Raw genomic sequence first — 17,594 nt, 5'->3', positions numbered from 1 at the left:
CTCAGCACCGCCTCATGGACAATCCGGGTTCCATGCCACATTCATCCACCTCTGATTTCGCGCCCCCTGCCGCGCCTCCCGCGGCGTTCGCGCCCGAGCTGCCCGCACCCTGGCGCCGCTTTCGCGGGCTCGCGCCGTTTTTGCGCATGAGCATCGCGGGCGAGGATCTGCGGCCGCTGGCGCAGGCGTTGCTCGCGCAGGTGGATCGATCGCCCGACGACGCCACGCTGTGGCTGAACCTGTCGCTCGTCATGCAGTGTCTGGAACAGCATGACCTGGGCCTGGCGATGCAGGCGCAGGCGCTGCAGCTGCAGCGTGTCTATCGCATTGCCGCCACGTGCGCGCCGCCCACGCGGCGCCTGCTGATGCTCATGGTGCCGGGCGACCTGGCCGCGAACACGCCGCTGGACTGCCTGCTCGAAGAGAGCGACATCGAGCTGATTTTTTACTACTTGGGCAGTGCCGAGCAGCCGTTCGTTGCGCCTATCCCTGCGCACGACGCGGTGCTCGTGGCGCTGGGCGACTCGGACGCGAATGCGCCGCTGCTCGCAGCGCTAGAACAGGCGCTCGCGCACTGGGGCCGGCCGGTGCTCAACGCGCCCGCGCTGATCCCGGCCACGCGGCGCGACCGGCTCAGCGCGCTGCTGCAGGGCGCGCCCGGCGTCAGCATGCCGGCCATCGTGCAGGTGCAAAGGTCAAAACTCGCCGAAGTGGCCGCGCAGCGCGCGCAGGCAGCTACACTTTTTGCAGATTGCGCGTTCCCGCTGATCGTGCGCCCCGTGGGCTCGCAGGCCGGGCGCGACCTTGCGCGCGTCACGCAGCCGCGGGAGCTTGCCGAGTACCTCGCGCGCGTGCCGGAGCCAGCGTTTTTCGTTGCGCCTTTCATCGACTACCGCAGCGCCGATGGCCTGTACCGCAAGTTCCGCATCGCCATGGTCGATGGCCGCCCTTACGTGAGCCACATGGCCGCGTCGGCGCACTGGATGGTGCACTACGTGAACGCAGGCATGTACGAAGACGCGGCCAAGCGTGCCGAGGAGGCCCGCTTCATGGACGACTTCGACGCCTTTTGCGCGCGCCACCAGGCGGCGTTCGCGGCGATCCAGGAGCGCTTGGCGCTCGACTACTACTGCATGGACGCGGCGCAGGCGGCCGACGGGCGCCTGCTGATCTTCGAGATCGACCACATCATGGTGGTGCACGCGATGGATTCCGAGGCGCTGTTTCCGTTCAAGCAGCGCCACATGGCCAGGCTGCGCACGGCGGTGCGCGACTTGCTGCTGCGCCGCACGGGCGCGCAGCCTGGCGCAGCGCTTTCGGCCCCACCTGATTCTTCCGTTCCACCATCCCAGCCATGAACCGCAACAGCCTCAATTTTTCCGGCGGCCCCGGCGCGCTGCCCGAGAGTGTGCTGCAACAAGTGCAGCAAGCCGTGCGCGAAGTGCCCGAAGTGGGCCTGTCGATCCTGGGGATCAGCCACCGCTCGGACTGGTTTGCCGCGGTCATCGCCGAGCTCGAGCGCAACGTGCGCACATTGCTTGCGCTACCCGACGACTACCACGTGCTGCTGCTGCAAGGCGGCGCGACGCAGCAGTTTTCCATGGTGCCCATGCTGCTGCTGCACGGCGCAACGCAGCCCGCCGAATACCTGCACACGGGCTACTGGAGCGGCAAGGCCGTGCGTGCGGCGCAGGGGCACGGGCCGGTGCGCGTGCTGTGGAGCGGCGAGGCGGCGCAGTGGTGGCGCCTGCCGCGCGACGCGGAGCTGCCGTTTTCGCCCACGGCACCGTACCTGCACTATGTCTCGAACGAGACCGTGGAGGGGCTGCAGTTCCACCGCGTGCTGGGCCTCGACGAGGTGCCGCGCGTGTGTGACATGTCCTCGGACTTCCTCTCGGCGCCCTGCGCGGCCGAGCGTTTTGCGCTGATTTACGCGCATGCACAAAAAAACATCGGCCCCGCGGGCGTGACCGTGGTGCTGGTGCGCGACGCGCTGCTGGCACGCGCGCCCGAGGGCCTGCCCGACTTTCTCGACTACCGCACGCACGCCGCCGCGCACTCGAACTTCAACACGCCGCCGGTGTTCGCGATCTACGTGGTGCTGCTCGTGACGCGCTGGCTGCTGCACGAAGTCGGCGGCCTCGCGCGCATGGCTGAAATCAACCAGCGCAAGGCCCAGACGCTCTACGACCTGATTGATGCGCATCCCGGCGTGTACCGCGGCCGCGCGGCAGTGGCCGACCGCTCGCGCATGAACGTGGTGTTCGAGCTGCCCGATGCCGCGGCGACGCAGCGCTTTCTGGCCCAAGCGCAGGCCGCGGGCTTTTCGGGCCTGGCCGGGCACCGCGCGCTGGGCGGCATACGCGCCTCGCTCTACAACGGCCTCACGCTCGAAGCCGTGCAGCGCCTGGCGCAGTTCATGGAAGACTTTGCGCGCCATGGCTGAAGCCGCTGTCCATGCCGGTATGCGGGCCCGGCACCGCTTTGCAAATCATCGTCTGCGTTGGCCGCTGGACTGCCATGGGGGCGATGGCGCCGCCCGCCGCCCGTGCGGGCTGGGGGAGTGCGCATGAGCGCGCGCTGCATCATGGTGCTGGGCACTTCGAGCGGCGCGGGCAAGAGCTGGCTCGCCACGGCGCTGTGCCGCCACTATGCCCGGCAGGGCCTGAAGGTGGCGCCGTTCAAGGCGCAGAACATGAGCAACAACGCGCGCGTGGTGCCCGACCTGGCCGGCGGCATGGGCGAGATCGGCGCGGCGCAATACTTCCAGGCGCTGGCCGCGCGCGCCGCGCCCGAGGTGCGCATGAACCCGTTGCTGCTCAAGCCCGAGGCCGACACGCACAGCCAGGTGGTGCTGCTCGGGCAGGTCAGCGCCGCACTCACCGCGTTGCCCTGGCGCGCGCGCAGTGCGCAGGTCTGGCCGCAGATTGCCGCCGCGCTCGACGCGCTGCGCGCCGACAACGACGTGGTGGTGATCGAGGGCGCGGGCTCGCCCGCCGAAATCAACCTGATGGACAGCGACATCGTCAACCTGCGCGTGGCACGCCATGCCGACGCGCGCTGCCTGCTCGTGACCGACATCGACCGCGGCGGCGCGTTCGCCCACCTGTACGGCACCTGGGCGCTGCTGCCAGAGCCCGAGCGCGCGCGCATTCGCGGCTTCGTGCTCAACAAGTTCCGCGGCGACGCAGCCCTGCTGGCCCCCGCGCCCGAACAGCTCGAACGTCTGACCGGCGTGCCCACCGTGGCCGTGCTGCCCATGCGCTTTGGCCACGGCCTGCCGGAGGAAGATGGCGTGTTCGACGACCGGCCCGTGGCCGCCGCGCAGCCGTTGCCGGTTTTACAAGCCAAAATGGCCTCTAGCGAAGGTGTGGTAAGCACAAGCAGCTATTCAAAAGATAGTTCCTTGGATCGCGCACCGCGCCGCATCGCGATCGTCCCCTATCCGCGCATCAGCAACCTTGACGAATTCCAGCCGCTCAAAAACCTGCCCGGCGTGCAACTGACCTGGGCGCGCACACCGGCGCAGCTGGCAGGGGCCGACTGGATCGTGCTGCCCGGCAGCAAAGCCACCGCGGCCGACCTGGCCTGGCTGCGTGCGCAGCGCCTGGACGCCGCCATCGCCGCGCACGCAGGGCAGGGCGGGGCGGTGCTGGGCATTTGCGGCGGCCTGCAAATGCTGGGCGAGGCGCTGATCGACCAGCACGGCGTCGAAAGCCAAGGCGAGGCTGACGGCAATGTCGATGGCAACGCCCCGGGCCTCGGCCTGCTGCCCTTGGTCACCAGTTTTGCCCCGCACAAAACCGTGCGCCGCACGCAAGCGCGCTTCGGCCCCGCCACGGGCGCCTGGGCGCCGCTGGCCGGCGTGCCCGTCGCCGGCTACGAAATCCACAGCGGCCACACCGCGCAACACCCCGCCATGGCCGCCAAAGGCGACGTAGCGCACGAACTGATCCCCCACATCGCCTGGCAAAACACCGCGGGCAACGTGCTCGGCGTGTACCTGCACGGCCTGTTTGAAGACGCGGGCGTACTGCAAGCCCTGTTCGGCGCACAGGCGCCGACGCTGGACGCCGCATTCGAGCGCCTCGCGGATGAGATCGAGCGCGCCTTTGCGCCGGGGGTGCTGCAAGCGCCTATCGGGCCGTGAGGGAAATTGGGGTCAGATTCCAATTATTTCCCCGTCTGCCCGTGGCGCCAGAAATTGGAATCTGACCCCAATTTTCTTTCTTTGACCCCAATTTTCTTTTCTGAAAGGGGAAGCCATGACCAAACTTGAAGGATCTGCTCTGCAATCCGCCTTGGCCCAGGTACCCGCCTGGACGTTCGATGCCGAACGTCACGCCATCCGGCGCACGCTGCGCTTTGCGGACTTCAAAGCGGCCTTCGGATTCATGACGCGCACCGCCTTGGAAGCCGAACGCCAAAACCACCATCCGGAGTGGTTCAATGTCTATCACCAAGTGGAAATCTTATTTTCCACACACGATGCAGGTGGCCTCACCGAACTCGACATTGCCTTCGCGCGCTGGGTGGACGCCACTGCCTTGGCCATGGGAGCGAGGTGAAATTGGCGTCAAATTCCGTTTTCTGGGGGCTCTGCCAAGCGAGGGAGTGATCGGAATCTGATCGCAACGTGCTCCAGCACCTGCGCTCGATAATCGAAATCTGAACCCCATTTCCGCCTTTGCTTCATCACCCCGCAAATTATTGGAATCTGACCCCAATTTCTGACCCGAATTTCCTCTCCATCCACACTCCCCCATGCAATCCATCGCCCACTTCACCACCCCCCAAATCCCAGACATCACCGACCCCGCCCTCACAGCACGGCTGCAGCACACGCTCGACCAGAAAACCAAGCCGCTGGGCTCGCTCGGCCGGCTCGAGGCGTTGGCCTTGCGCTTGGGGCACATTCTGGGCAGCACGGCGCCGGCGCTGCAGCAGCCGCAAATGCTGGTGTGCGCGGGCGACCATGGTCTGGCTGCGCGCGGGGTGTCGGCCTTTCCGGCGGACGTCACGGGGCAGATGGTGCACAACTTTCTCGCCGGCGGCGCGGCTGTGAGCGTGCTTGCGCGCCAGCATGGCCTGGCGCTCACGGTGGTCGATTGCGGCGTGGCGCGCGCGGTCGAGCCGCCCACGGCAGCTTCGACAGCAGCGGCTCAAAACGGGACTGCGAGCCCGCCGCGCCTGCTGCAGCGCCGCGTGGCCGCGGGCACGCAAGACGCTTCTTGCGGCCCGGCGATGACGCCCGAGCAATGCGCGCAGGCGCTCGCCAACGGGCAGGAGATCGTGCGCGGCCTGCCTGGCAATGTGCTGCTGCTGGGCGAGATGGGCATAGGCAACACATCGGTGGCTTCGCTGCTGCTCGCGCGCCTGGGAGGAGTCGATCTGGCCGCGTGCACCGGCGCAGGCACAGGGCTGGATACGGAGGGCATCGCACGCAAGCGCGCCGTGCTGCAGCAGGCGCTGCAGGCCAACGCGCAGGCCACGAGCCCGCTGCAGGCTTTGGCGGCGCTCGGCGGCTTTGAGGTCGCCACGCTCACGGGCGCCGTGCTGCAGGCCGCGGCGGAGCGCCGCGTGATCGTCGTCGATGGCTTCATCAGCAGCGCCGCCGTGTTCGTGGCCAGCCGTTTGCAGCCGACCGTGCTGCAGCGCTGCGTGTTCGCGCACCGCTCGGGCGAACCCGGCCACTCGCTGATGCTCGCGCAGATGCAGGCCGAGCCGCTGCTCGACTGGGGCTTGCGCCTGGGCGAGGGCTCGGGCGCGGCGCTGGCATGGCCGCTGCTCGTCTCGGCCTGCGCCATCTTGCGCGAGATGGCGAGCTTCGAGGCCGCTGGCGTGGCCGAGCGGCTCGGCTGAGCGCTTGCAATCGCTCTCCTGCGCGGCCCGATGGCTGCGCGCCGCAAGTGCGGTGGCGTGCGTTTCCACTCGGCCGTGCCATGACACAATCGGCGCCATGTTCTGGACTTTGCCCACCGTGCTCACTTGGACGCGCATCGTCGCGATTCCCCTGATCATGGGGGTGTTTTATCTGCCGCTCGCGCCGGGTACGCGCAATCTCATCGCCACGGCGCTGTTCGTCGCCTTTGCGATCACCGATTGGCTCGACGGCTACCTCGCGCGCAAGCTCGGGCAAACCTCAGCGTTCGGCGCGTTTCTCGACCCCGTGGCGGACAAATTCCTGGTTTGCGCCTCGCTGCTCGTGCTCGTGCACCTGCAGCGTGCCGATGTGTTTGCCGCGCTCATCATCATTGGGCGCGAAATCGCCATCTCGGCGCTGCGCGAGTGGATGGCGCAGATTGGCGCAGGCAAGAGCGTGGCCGTGCACATGCTGGGCAAGGCCAAGACGGCCGTGCAGATGGTTGCGCTGCCGTTCCTGCTCTACGACGGCACGCTGCCCGGCGGCCTGGACACGCGCGTGTGGGGTCACTGGCTGCTGTGGCTGGCGGTCGTGCTCACGGTTTGGTCCATGGTGTATTACCTGCAAAAAGCCCTGCCCGAAATCCGCGCGCGCGTGCGCTAAAGTTTCAAGCCTTTTCGCGCGTTTGCGCTTATCTGGTCTGCGCTAGCAGCTATTGTTCAAGGAGTATTCATGCCCACCCATCGCATTGCCGTGATCGCCGGCGACGGCATCGGCAAAGAGGTCGTGCCCGAAGGACTGCGCGTGCTCGACGTGGCGGCGCGCAAGTTCGGCATCGATTTGCGCTTCGACCATTTCGACTTCTCGAGCTGGGACTATTACGAAAAGCACGGCCAGATGCTGCCCGACGACTGGAAGGCGCAAATCGGCGGCCACGAGGCGATCTACTTCGGCGCCGTCGGCTGGCCCGAAAAAATCCCCGACCACATCTCGCTGTGGGGCTCACTGCTGTTGTTTCGGCGCGAATTCGACCAATACATCAATCTGCGCCCCGCGCGCCTCATGCCCGGCATCACCGCCCCCGTGGTGCGCCGCGACGGCAGCGCGCGCCTGCCTGGCGAGATCGACATGCTCATCGTGCGCGAAAACACCGAGGGTGAATACTCGAGCATAGGCGGGCGCATGTTCGAGGGCACCGAGCGCGAGATCGTCATGCAAGAGACCGTGATGAGCCGCTTCGGCGTCGATCGCGTGCTGCGCTTTGCCTTCGAGCTCGCGCAGTCGCGCCCGAAAAAGCACCTGACCAGCGCCACCAAGTCCAACGGCATCGCCATCACCATGCCCTACTGGGACGAGCGCGTGGCCGAAATGGCCAAGACGTACCCCGACGTGCGCGTGGACAAGTTCCATATCGACATCCTGACGGCGCACTTCGTGCAGCGGCCCGATTTTTTCGACGTGGTCGTGGCGAGCAACCTGTTTGGTGACATCCTTTCCGACCTTGGGCCGGCCTGCACCGGCACCATAGGCATCGCGCCCAGCGCCAGCCTCAACCCCACACGCGCCGTGCCCTCGCTGTTCGAGCCCGTGCACGGCTCGGCGCCCGACATCGCAGGCAAGGGCATCGCGAACCCCATCGGGCAAATCTGGAGCGGCGCGCTCATGCTCGACTTTCTCGGCTACCGCGCCGCGCATGACGCCATCCTGGCCGCGATCGAAGCCGTGCTAGCCCCGCACAGCGGCGGCCCGCGTACGCCCGACCTTGGCGGCAAAGACCGCACGCAGGACCTGGGCCGCGCGATCGCCGAGCAGCTTGCCAGCGCATAGCGCCGTGATCGAACGCACGCGGTTTTCCATGGCTTTGCGCAAATAGGCTCTAAAATCGCGCCCCATGATGCTGCCGGCTCGTTCGGCAGCCCGGCTATTGACACTGGGCTGGCCGCTGGCTTTAATCCAAAACGAGTGTCGCCAAGCTGCCTCCACGCTACAACCCGGTGGATGCATCGCCAAATGCGCACAGGATGCCGTCGGACGTTTCCACCCCTCATCTTCTGCAAGAGGTTTTTTGTGAACAAAACCGAATTGATCGATCACATCGCCAACGACGCCGATATTTCCAAGGCCGCTGCCACCCGAGCGCTGGAGTCGGCGATCGAGGCAGTCAAGCAAACCCTCAAAGAAGGGGGATCGGTATCTCTGGTCGGGTTCGGTACGTTTTCCGTGGGTAAACGCGCCGCGCGCGTGGGCCGCAATCCGCGCACCGGCGCTGAGATTAAAATCAAGGCCGCCAAGGTTCCGAAGTTTCGTCCTGGCAAGGCGTTGAAAGACGCTATCAATTAATCCAAGACGTCACTCGTTCACGCGTGCGACGCAGGGTTCAAGGTTCGAGTGGGTGCTTAGCTCAGTTGGTAGAGCGGCGCCCTTACAAGGCGTAGGTCGGGGGTTCGAGCCCCTCAGCACCCACCACTTCACCGGGCTCTCTTGGTTCATATCTGACAAAGGCGAACGCAGGTTCGCCTTTCTTTTCGTTTCTTTCTGTTCCAACCCATAGGGCGCGACGCGCACAGCGAAAGCCGTTTCAAACCGTCCCTCAGCGCTGCACCCCAGGAAATCCGCCATGCTCGAAGCCATCCGCAAGCACTCCAAAATCGTCATGATCTTGCTGTTCTTGCTGATCATCCCCTCATTTGTGCTGGTGGGAATCAACCGCAACTACTTTTCGGAAAAAAGCCCCGTGGTCGCGCGTGTCGATGGGCACGACATCACGCAGGCCGAGTGGGACAACGCGCACAAGATCGAAACCGACCGCCTGCGCGCGCAGGCACCATCGATAGACCCCAAGCTGCTTGACTCGCCGCAGGCGCGCTACGCCACGCTCGAGCGCCTCGTGCGCGACCGGGTGCTGCAGGCCGCAGTGCAGCAAATGCGTCTTGTCACGAGCGACAGCCGCCTCGCGCGCAGCTTGCAGGAAATCCCTGCGATTGCCGCGCTCAAGCGGCCCGACGGCAGCTTGGACGCCGCCGCCTACCGTGCATTGGTCGGCGCGCAGGGCATGACCCCTGAGAGCTTCGAAGCCATGGTGCGGCGCGACCTTTCGGTCAACCAAGTGATGGCCGGCGTCATGGACTCTGCCTTTGCCACGCCCGCGCAGGCCAAACCAGCGCTCGACGCGCTTTTTCAGCGCCGTGAAGTGCAAATTGCGCGCCTCGCGGCCACCGATTTCGCCAGCCGTGTCACGCCCAGCGACGCCGACTTACAGGCGTACTACCAGGCCCACAGCAGCCAATTCCAACAGCCAGAGCAGGCGAGCGTCGAATATGTGGTGCTCGACCTCGACAGTGTGGCCTCCGGCATCAGCGTGAGCGAAGACGATCTGCGTAGCTACTACAAGGAAAACCTTGCGCGTCTGAGCGGCAAGGAAGAGCGGCGTGCGCGCCACATCTTGATCCAGGCCCCCAAGGATGCACCTGCCGCCGAGCGCGCCAAAGCCAAGGCGCGTGCCGAGGAACTGCTTGCCCAACTGCACAAGAATCCCGCGGCCTTTGCCGAATTGGCAAAAAAATACTCGGATGACAAGGGCTCGGCAGCCAAAGGTGGCGATCTAGGCTTTTTTGCGCGCGGGGCGATGGTCAAGCCCTTCGAGGACGCCGCTTTCGCGCTCAAAAAAGGCGAACTCAGCGGCATCGTCGAATCCGACTTCGGCTACCACATCATCGAGCTCACCGACATCAAGCCTGCAGTAACCCCGAGCTTCGAGGAATTGCGTCCCCAACTGGAGGCAGAGCTACGCCAGCAGCAGGCCCAGCGCAAATTTGCCGAAGTGGCCGAGGTTTTCAGCAACACCGTCTATGAACAGGCCGACAGCCTGCGCCCAGTGGCAGAAAAGCTGCACCTCAAAATCCAAAGCGCCACAGGCGTGGAGCGCACTCCTGCGCGCACGGCACAGGGGCCGCTTGCGAACCCCAAATTTCTCGCCGCCTTGTTTTCCTCCGATGCCATCGAAAAAAAGCACAACACCGAAGCCATCGAAATCGGCCCGAACCAACTCGCCACCGGCCGCATCACCGCTTATACGCCCGCTCGCACCTTGCCCTTCGAGCAGGTGCGCGATCAGGTGCTGAAGCTCTACGTCGCGGAAAAATCGGCCGAACTCGCGCACAAAGAGGGCGAGGCTCGTCTTGCCGCCTGGCGGGCCAAGCCAGACAGCGCCACCGGGCTTGGCGAGCCCCTGTTGCTGTCGCGCGAGCAGCCGCAAAACCAGCCGCCCGCCATTTTGGAGGCCGTTTTCCGTGCCAACACCGACGCCTTGCCCGCGTGGGTTGGTGTGGACTTGGGCGCGCAGGGGTACGCAATCGTCAAAATCAACGCCGTCAAACCCCCCGAGGCCCCCGACGAATCAACCGCGCGCCAGCGCCGGGCGCAATTCGCCCAATGGTGGGCCAGCGCCGAGGGCTTGGCGTACTACGAATGGCTCAAAGCCCGCTTCAAGGTCCAAATCAAAGTGCCGCGACCCGAGCCGCTCGCGCAAGCGGGGGCCTGAAAACCTGTTCTGCACAAAGGCAAGTCAAGCTCGTCCTGAAGCATTGAATTCAAAATCCAAGCGCCAAGCTATAATGGCTGGTTTCCCTTGCCACACCGCCTGCCGACGCAAAGCGCAAGCTTCACGCAGCGGGTGGCTTTTATCCACAAGGAGTCTGCATGCGTCATTATGAAATCATCTTGCTGATCCATCCGGATCAGAGTGAGCAAGTCCCAGCGATGCTCGAACGCTACAAGGGCATGATCACCGCCGGCGGCGGTAAAGTGCACCGCGTCGAAGACTGGGGCCGTCGCCAGCTCGCTTACCTCATCAACAAACTCGCCAAGGCGCACTATCTTTGCCTCAACATCGAGGCCGACCAGGCCGTGTTGGCCGAACTTGAACACGCTTTCAAGTTCAACGACGCCGTGCTGCGGCACCTGACGGTGCAAAAGAAAAAGGCCGAAACTGGCCCGTCTTCCATGATGAAGACTGTAGAGCGCGAAGAAGCCCGCAAGGCCGGCCAAGCCGAACATAGCGGTGCCGAGCGCTGATAGCGAAGATTTTTGTCTTCAGCATCAAGCAACAGTTCGTTATTCAGATCCGTTCCTGGAGTGCAAGAGCACTGTCAAGCCCGTGCCGACAATCGCCTCGTGCTGCGTGCGTGCGTCGCCGAAGCCGAACCCATGCGCTACACACCCGCCGGCATGCCGGCGATCGCCGTGCGGCTCGAGCATGAGTCGCAGCAAAGCGAAGCCGGCCAGCCGCGCGAAGTCAGGCTGATGCTCAAGGCCGTCGCTTTTGGCGTGCAGGCCGAGCGGCTCGCGAAGCTGGAGTTGGGCAGCCGCTGGTTATTCAGCGGTTTTCTGGCCACGCCGCGGCAGCGCAAGCAGGTCGTGCTCCACATCCAGGATATGCAACCCGATCCAGATCCCATTTGAGAGGTCCCCCCATGGCCACGTTCAAGAAAACCAGCAACGACAAGCGCCCCAAGCGCAACACCCAGTCTCTGCTCTTCAAGCGCAAGCGCTTTTGCCGCTTCACGGTCGCAGGCGTCGAAGAGATCGACTACAAAGACATCGATACGCTGCGCGACTTCATCGCCGAAAACGGCAAAATCATCCCCGCGCGCCTGACCGGCACGCGCGCCATTTACCAGCGCCAGCTCAGCACCGCGATCAAGCGTGCGCGTTTTTTGGCCCTGATGCCCTACACCGACCAGCACAAGATCTAAGGGAGCCCGTCCATGCAAGTCATCCTGCTCGACAAGGTCGTGAACCTTGGCAACCTCGGTGAAATCGTCAAGGTCAAGGACGGTTATGCCCGTAACTTTTTGATCCCCACGGGGCGCGCGCGCCGCGCTACGGCCGCTGCCAAGGCCGAGTTCGAAGCCAAGCGCGCCGAACTCGAAAAAGCTGCCGCAGCCAAACTCGCCCAGGCCCAGGCCGAGGCTGAAAAACTCGCAGGCATTACCGTCAAGATCACGCAAAAAGCGGGTGTCGATGGTCGCTTGTTCGGCTCCGTGACCAACCACGACATTGCCGAAGAGCTCAACAAGCTCGGCTTCAAGCTCGTAAAGGCGCAGATCCGTATGCCCAATGGCCCCATCAAGACCATCGGCGATTCGACGGTCAGTGTGGCGCTGCACACCGACGTGGTCGTCGATATCAACGTCTCGGTCTATGGCGAAACGGCCTGAGCCGTATCAGATCCACCGCGAAGCAAAGGCCGCCCCAGGGCGGCTTTTGTGTTTCTTGACCTGCCTGCGTGCCCTAGTGCAGTGTTCGACGCTATCTGCGACATAAAACCGCGTCTTTTCGGCCTGGGCCGCGTTGCAAATCCTCGCGATACCACCCGGTATCGCTGCGGTTTGCGCCTTGCCCAGACCAAAAATCCATCGGTTTTATTTGTCGCATCAAGCATCAAACACTGCACTAGCATTGCCATTCCGTTGGCTGCCTTTTTGCACTGAGAATCCTTATGTCTGCCGTCTTTCCGCCCCTCGATGAAGCCGACGCCTTGCCAGCGCCGGACCCGCAAGCTGCGCAATTGCGCGTGCCGCCGCACTCGATCGAAGCTGAGTCGAGTGTGCTCGGTGGCCTGTTGCTCGACAACCACGCCTGGGATCGCGTGGGCGACGTACTCGTGGACAGCGATTTTTATCGCTACGAGCACCGCTTGATCTATGCCGGCATTGCCCATTTGATCAATGGAAGCAAGCCCGCCGATGTCATCACCGTCTATGAATACCTGCAGAGCCTGGGAAAGGCCGAGGAAATTGGTGGCCTGAGTTACCTCAACAGCCTCGCTCAGTACGTACCGAGCGCAAGCAATATTCGCCGCTATGCCGAAATCGTGCGCGAGCGTGCGATTTTGCGCAAGCTCATCACTGCGAGCGATGAGATCGCCACCAGCGCCTTCAATCCACAAGGGCGCCCTGTGGAAAAGGTGCTTGACGAGGCCGAGCAGAAAATTTTCCACATTGGTGAGGAGGGCGCGCGCATGAAGCGCGGCTTCCAATCGATGGACACGCTGGTAGTGAATTTGCTCGACCGTGTGCAGGAGATGGCCGACAACCCCAACGACATCACTGGCGTGCCTACGGGTTTCATAGACCTGGACCGCATGACGTCGGGCCTGCAGGCTGGCGATATGGTGGTGCTGGCCGCGCGCCCCTCCATGGGCAAGACGGCTTTTGCCGTGAATATCGCCGAGCACGTCGCGCTCAACGAAGGCCTTCCCGTGGCCATCTTTTCGATGGAAATGGGCGCTGCGCAGCTCGCCGTGCGTATCGTGGGGTCGATCGGGCGCATAGACCAGGGGCATTTGCGCACGGGCAAGCTCACCGACGAAGAATGGCCGCGTCTCACGGAGGCCATCGAACGCTTGCGTAACGTGTCGCTGCATATCGACGAAACGCCTGGCCTTACGCCCAGCGAGTTGCGCGCCAATGCACGGCGGCTCGCGCGCCAGTGCGGCAAGCTCGGCTTGATCGTGGTCGATTATTTGCAGCTCATGAGCGGCTCGGCAAGTTCCGAGGGCGAGAACCGTGCGACCGAACTCGGCGAAATCTCGCGTGGCCTCAAAATGCTGGCCAAAGAGCTGCAATGTCCGGTGATCGCACTTTCGCAGCTCAACCGCAGCGTGGAGTCGCGCACCGACAAGCGCCCCATGATGAGCGACCTGCGCGAATCGGGTGCCATTGAGCAGGATGCCGACATCATCATGTTCATCTACCGCGACGACTATTACAACAAAGACAGCAAGGAGCCGAACGTAGCCGAAATCATCATCGGCAAGCAGCGCAATGGGCCGACGGGTACCGTGAAGCTGTTCTTCCAGAAATCGCAAACGCGCTTCGAGAGTCTGGCGATGGGCTCGAGCGACGATTTTTGAGAGCACATCCGCGAGAGGCGCCACTGCGGACGGCGTAGAGCCCGGGCCGGGTACGGGCAAGAAAAAGCCCGCGCGACCTTTTCAGGATGCGCGCGGGCGGTGGGTAGCGGATCAGACCCAGGAGCCTGTCGGACTTTGGGCGTCGAAAGCGAGAAGGTGCCCCAGCGAGGCCAGTTTTTGCCGGATTCGCAGCCCCATAGCGGGACTATGAGGCAAGAAGCCGGTAAAAAATGGGCCGCTGCGGCGCCTTCGCAGCCGACGATCCCAAAGTCCGACAGGCTCCTAGGCAATGCTGGAAGCTTTCCCAGCCTCAAGCACTGCGCCGGCGCCGCTTCACTTGAGCGACAAAATCCACGTGACGAGGCGTTTGGCTTCGGCTTCGTTGACCTGTGTATTCGCCGGCATGGGGACAGGGCCCCAGACACCCGATCCACCCTTCATGACCTTGGTGGTGAGCTTGGCGACGGCATCCTTTTGGCCAGCGTACTTGGCCGCGACGTCCTTGTAGGCAGGCCCCACCACCTTTTTGTCCACGGCGTGGCAGGACATGCAATTTTTTGATTGCGCCAGTGCCAATTCATCGGCGGCAAAAGCCGGCATGGCGGCAGAAACAGTAATCGCGAGGGCGAACAAAGTACGCTTCATGTTGGTTCCTTGAGGGAGGTTGCTGGGTTACAGTCTGAACGGAATTGTAGCCAGCGGGGTTGACCAGAATAAACCCCAACAGTTCCGTCATTGCAGGCTCCGGAGGGTGTTTTATGTATCTGTTGTTGCTGGGCATCATTTTGGTGTTGTTGAAATACTTGGCGGTCGGCCCGGTGGCACATTGGCCTTGGTGGTGGACGCTGGTGCCGTTCGGCTTGGCTGCCTTGTGGTGGACCTGGGCGGACTTTTCGGGCTACACCAAACGCAAGGCCGCAGAAAAAATCGAAAAGCGCAAGCAAGAGCGCATAGAGCGGCAAAAAGAGTCTCTGGGACTGCGTCCGCGCAAGCCGCGCTGAGGACAGGGGTGCTGCCAGTGTGCGCAGTACCTGTGAAGGGATGCTGGGTGATAATCAAAAAACTTCATCCATCCTCAGCATTTCAAAGACCCCATGCCCGCATATCGCTCCAAAACCTCCACGTCCGGCCGCAACATGGCGGGGGCACGCGCTCTGTGGCGCGCCACCGGCATGCAAGACGGCGACTTCGACAAGCCCATCATCGCGATTGCCAATTCGTTCACCCAGTTCGTGCCGGGTCACGTGCACCTCAAAGACCTGGGGCAGCTGGTGGCGCGCGAGATCGAGGCTGCGGGCGGCGTGGCCAAGGAGTTCAACACCATCGCCGTCGATGACGGCATCGCCATGGGCCACGACGGCATGCTGTATTCGCTGCCCAGCCGTGACTTGATCGCCGATTCGGTCGAATACATGGTGAACGCGCACTGCGCCGACGCGTTGGTGTGCATCTCGAACTGCGACAAGATCACCCCCGGCATGCTCATGGCCGCGATGCGCCTGAACATTCCCGTGGTGTTCGTCTCGGGCGGCCCCATGGAGGCAGGCAAGACGCGGCTGGGCGTGCACAAGATCGATCTGATCGATGCCATGGTCATGGCCGCCGACAGCAAGGTGTCGGATGCCGAGGTGGCCGAGGTCGAACGCTCCGCCTGCCCCACCTGCGGCTCATGCTCGGGCATGTTCACGGCCAATTCCATGAACTGCCTGACCGAGGCGCTGGGCCTGGCCCTGCCCGGCAATGGCACGCTCGTGGCCACGCACGCCGACCGCGAGCAGCTGTTCAAGCGCGCGGGTCGCCTGATCGTGGAGCTTACGCGGCGCTATTACGAACAGGACGACGCCTCGGTGCTGCCGCGCGCGGTGGGCTTCAAGGCGTTCGAAAACGCCATGGCCCTCGACATTGCCATGGGCGGCTCGACCAACACCATCCTGCACTTGCTTGCCATCGCCCAGGAAGCGCAGATTCCCTTCACCATGCAGGACATAGACCGCCTCTCGCGCGTGGTGCCGCAGCTGTGCAAAGTGGCGCCCAACACCCCCAAGTACCACGTCGAGGACGTGCACCGAGCCGGCGGCATCATGGCCATCCTGGGAGAGCTCGACCGCGCAGGCAAGCTGCACACCGACGTGCCCACCATCCACGCCAAGAGCTTGGGGGAAGCCCTGGAGCAATGGGACATCATGCGCAACCCGTCGCCCGAGGTGCAAAACTTTTACAAAGCCGGCCCTGCCGGCATCCCCACGCAGGTGGCGTTCAGCCAGAGCACGCGCTGGCCCAGCCTGGACACCGACCGCGCCCAGGGCTGCATCCGCTCCATAGACTACGCGTTTTCGCAAGAGGGCGGCCTGGCCGTGCTCGTGGGCAACATTGCGCAGGATGGCTGCGTGGTCAAAACGGCGGGGGTCGATGATGCGCTGCTGGTGTTCGAAGGACCGGCGCACATCACCGAGTCGCAGGACGAAGCCGTGGCGCACATTCTCGAAGGCCAGGTGCAGGCCGGCGACGTGGTCATCGTGCGCTACGAAGGCCCCAAGGGCGGCCCCGGTATGCAGGAGATGCTCTACCCGACCTCTTACATCAAGTCCAAGGGCTTGGGCAAATCCTGCGCGCTGCTCACCGACGGGCGCTTTTCCGGCGGCACTTCGGGTCTGTCGATAGGGCACGTCTCTCCCGAGGCGGCTGCCGGCGGTGCCATCGGTTTGGTGCAAAACGGCGACCGCATTCGCATCGACATCCCGAACCGCCGCATCGACGTGCTGGTGTCCGACGAGGAGCTTGCGCGGCGCCGCGCCGAGCAGGACGCCAAAGGCTGGAAGCCCGCGCAGCCGCGCAAGCGCCAGGTGTCCGCGGCCCTCAAGGCCTATGCCAAGCTGGTGATGTCCGCAGACAAGGGTGCGGTGCGTGATCTTTCGCTATTGGATTGAGCGCTAAGCTGGTATGCAGAACCTTGGCATATGGCTTTTTTGACGCAGCGAACGCATGCTGATCTACCCGCACATCGATCCGATCGCCCTGCAAGTGGGCCCGCTGGCCATCCACTGGTACGGTGTGACCTACCTGATCGCTTTTGGCCTCTTTCTGCTGCTCGGGCGCTTGCGGCTGCGCCACGAGCCGTTTGCTTCGATCACCGGCCCCGGGGCGTGGACAACGAAGGATGTAGAGGACATTTTGTTTCTCGGCGTCCTGGGCGTGGTGCTCGGCGGGCGCTTGGGCTATTGCCTGTTTTACAAGCCTGCCTATTATTTTGCGCATCCGCTCGAAATTTTCGCGGTATGGCAAGGCGGCATGAGTTTTCACGGAGGCTTGCTGGGTGCGATTGCCGCGATGACCTGGTTTGCCCATTCCCGCCGCCGCCCCTGGCTGCAGGTGGCCGACTTTGTCGCGCCGTGCGTGCCTACGGGCCTCGCCGCAGGGCGGATCGGCAATTTCATCAATGGCGAACTCTGGGGGCGCTTTGCGAGCCCTGACTTGCCTTGGGCCATGGTGTTTCCGCAAAGCGGTTCCATGCAGCCGCGCCACCCCTCGCAGATTTACCAGTTCCTGCTCGAAGGGCTGCTGCTGTTCGTGCTGCTGTGGCTGTATGCGCGCCGGCCGCGCCGTCAGGGGGAAGTGGCGGCGGCGTTTCTCGTGGGCTACGGGGTGTTGCGCTTCGTGGCCGAGTATTTTCGCGAGCCCGATGCATTTTTGGGCCTGCTTTCGCTGGGCCTGAGCATGGGACAGTGGCTTTGCCTGCCGATGATCGTGGCGGGTGCGGCACTGTGGCTGTGGGCGCAGCGCCAGCCAGCGCCGACGCTGCGCCCGCGCCGCACGTGA

General features: G+C 64.0%; 18 protein-coding genes and 1 tRNA gene. 18 read left to right on the top strand and 1 reads right to left on the bottom strand.

Going from position 1 to position 17,594, the window contains the following annotated elements; all coding sequences use genetic code 11:
- Positions 1-32 precede the first annotated feature (32 nt).
- The 15 genes from DFR45_RS00640 (at position 33) to dnaB (ending at position 13,778) form a co-directional block, all read left to right on the top strand.
- Positions 33-1,358, top strand: a complete 1,326-nt coding sequence (locus DFR45_RS00640) for an ATP-grasp domain-containing protein (protein ID WP_194161655.1) — start codon at positions 33-35, stop codon at positions 1,356-1,358.
- Positions 1,355-2,446: a phosphoserine transaminase gene (locus DFR45_RS00635; protein WP_114481785.1), complete on the top strand. Its 1,092-nt coding sequence runs from the start codon at positions 1,355-1,357 to the stop codon at positions 2,444-2,446. The genes DFR45_RS00640 and DFR45_RS00635 overlap by 4 nt, the downstream gene beginning before the upstream one ends.
- Positions 2,447-2,569: 123 nt before the next feature.
- A complete protein-coding gene (locus tag DFR45_RS00630; RefSeq protein WP_114481784.1) occupies positions 2,570-4,150 on the top strand; it encodes a cobyric acid synthase in 1,581 nt (526 codons plus the stop codon).
- 115 nt (positions 4,151-4,265) lie between these two features.
- Positions 4,266-4,568 carry a 4a-hydroxytetrahydrobiopterin dehydratase gene (locus DFR45_RS00625; RefSeq protein ID WP_114481783.1) on the top strand — a complete coding sequence of 101 codons (303 nt, stop codon included), beginning with the start codon at positions 4,266-4,268 and terminating at the stop codon, positions 4,566-4,568.
- A 196-nt stretch (positions 4,569-4,764) separates the two neighbouring features.
- Positions 4,765-5,862 (top strand): nicotinate-nucleotide--dimethylbenzimidazole phosphoribosyltransferase, encoded by a 1,098-nt coding sequence (gene cobT, locus DFR45_RS00620; protein WP_114481782.1) that lies wholly within the window; start codon positions 4,765-4,767, stop codon positions 5,860-5,862.
- A gap of 97 nt (positions 5,863-5,959) precedes the next feature.
- Positions 5,960-6,526, top strand: coding sequence for a CDP-diacylglycerol--glycerol-3-phosphate 3-phosphatidyltransferase (gene pgsA / locus DFR45_RS00615; RefSeq protein ID WP_114481781.1), 567 nt, complete (start codon positions 5,960-5,962; stop codon positions 6,524-6,526).
- Positions 6,527-6,595: 69 nt separating this feature from the next.
- Positions 6,596-7,690: a tartrate dehydrogenase gene (locus tag DFR45_RS00610; protein WP_114481780.1), complete on the top strand. Its 1,095-nt coding sequence runs from the start codon at positions 6,596-6,598 to the stop codon at positions 7,688-7,690.
- A 240-nt stretch (positions 7,691-7,930) separates the two neighbouring features.
- Positions 7,931-8,203: an HU family DNA-binding protein gene (locus tag DFR45_RS00605; RefSeq protein ID WP_114481779.1), complete on the top strand. Its 273-nt coding sequence runs from the start codon at positions 7,931-7,933 to the stop codon at positions 8,201-8,203.
- 50 nt (positions 8,204-8,253) lie between these two features.
- A tRNA-Val gene (locus tag DFR45_RS00600) sits at positions 8,254-8,329 on the top strand.
- Between the two features lie 151 nt (positions 8,330-8,480).
- Entirely contained in the window at positions 8,481-10,403 is a 1,923-nt protein-coding gene (locus tag DFR45_RS00595) for a SurA N-terminal domain-containing protein (RefSeq protein WP_114481778.1), read from the top strand.
- Positions 10,404-10,561: 158 nt separating this feature from the next.
- Positions 10,562-10,936, top strand: coding sequence for a 30S ribosomal protein S6 (gene rpsF / locus DFR45_RS00590; RefSeq protein WP_114481777.1), 375 nt, complete (start codon positions 10,562-10,564; stop codon positions 10,934-10,936).
- A 60-nt stretch (positions 10,937-10,996) separates the two neighbouring features.
- Positions 10,997-11,323, top strand: a complete 327-nt coding sequence (priB, locus tag DFR45_RS00585; protein WP_277752669.1) for a primosomal replication protein N — start codon at positions 10,997-10,999, stop codon at positions 11,321-11,323.
- Between the two features lie 11 nt (positions 11,324-11,334).
- Positions 11,335-11,616 carry a 30S ribosomal protein S18 gene (gene rpsR, locus DFR45_RS00580; protein WP_114481776.1) on the top strand — a complete coding sequence of 94 codons (282 nt, stop codon included), beginning with the start codon at positions 11,335-11,337 and terminating at the stop codon, positions 11,614-11,616.
- A gap of 12 nt (positions 11,617-11,628) precedes the next feature.
- Complete coding sequence (rplI, locus tag DFR45_RS00575; protein WP_114481775.1) at positions 11,629-12,081, top strand: 50S ribosomal protein L9; 453 nt, start codon at positions 11,629-11,631, stop codon at positions 12,079-12,081.
- 281 nt (positions 12,082-12,362) lie between these two features.
- The gene (gene dnaB, locus DFR45_RS00570; RefSeq protein ID WP_114481774.1) at positions 12,363-13,778 is read left to right on the top strand and encodes a replicative DNA helicase; all 1,416 of its coding nucleotides are present in this window, start codon (positions 12,363-12,365) and stop codon (positions 13,776-13,778) included.
- A 333-nt stretch (positions 13,779-14,111) separates the two neighbouring features.
- On the opposite strand, the gene DFR45_RS00565 is transcribed toward dnaB, so the two are convergent.
- Entirely contained in the window at positions 14,112-14,423 is a 312-nt protein-coding gene (locus DFR45_RS00565; RefSeq protein WP_114481773.1) for a c-type cytochrome, read from the bottom strand.
- 113 nt (positions 14,424-14,536) lie between these two features.
- Here DFR45_RS00565 and DFR45_RS00560 point away from each other — a divergent pair, with 113 nt between their 5' ends.
- From DFR45_RS00560 to lgt, 3 genes are all read left to right on the top strand, one after another.
- Positions 14,537-14,779, top strand: coding sequence for a TIGR04438 family Trp-rich protein (locus DFR45_RS00560; RefSeq protein WP_114481772.1), 243 nt, complete (start codon positions 14,537-14,539; stop codon positions 14,777-14,779).
- A 93-nt stretch (positions 14,780-14,872) separates the two neighbouring features.
- A complete protein-coding gene (gene ilvD, locus DFR45_RS00555; RefSeq protein ID WP_114481771.1) occupies positions 14,873-16,705 on the top strand; it encodes a dihydroxy-acid dehydratase in 1,833 nt (610 codons plus the stop codon).
- A 55-nt stretch (positions 16,706-16,760) separates the two neighbouring features.
- Entirely contained in the window at positions 16,761-17,594 is an 834-nt protein-coding gene (gene lgt / locus DFR45_RS00550) for a prolipoprotein diacylglyceryl transferase (protein ID WP_114481770.1), read from the top strand.

It is taken from the genome of Extensimonas vulgaris, from assembly GCF_003337425.1.
GTDB lineage: Bacteria > Pseudomonadota > Gammaproteobacteria > Burkholderiales > Burkholderiaceae_C > Extensimonas > Extensimonas vulgaris.
Note: the sequence above shows the minus strand (reverse complement) of the source record. Positions and strands in the feature narration are given on the sequence as shown.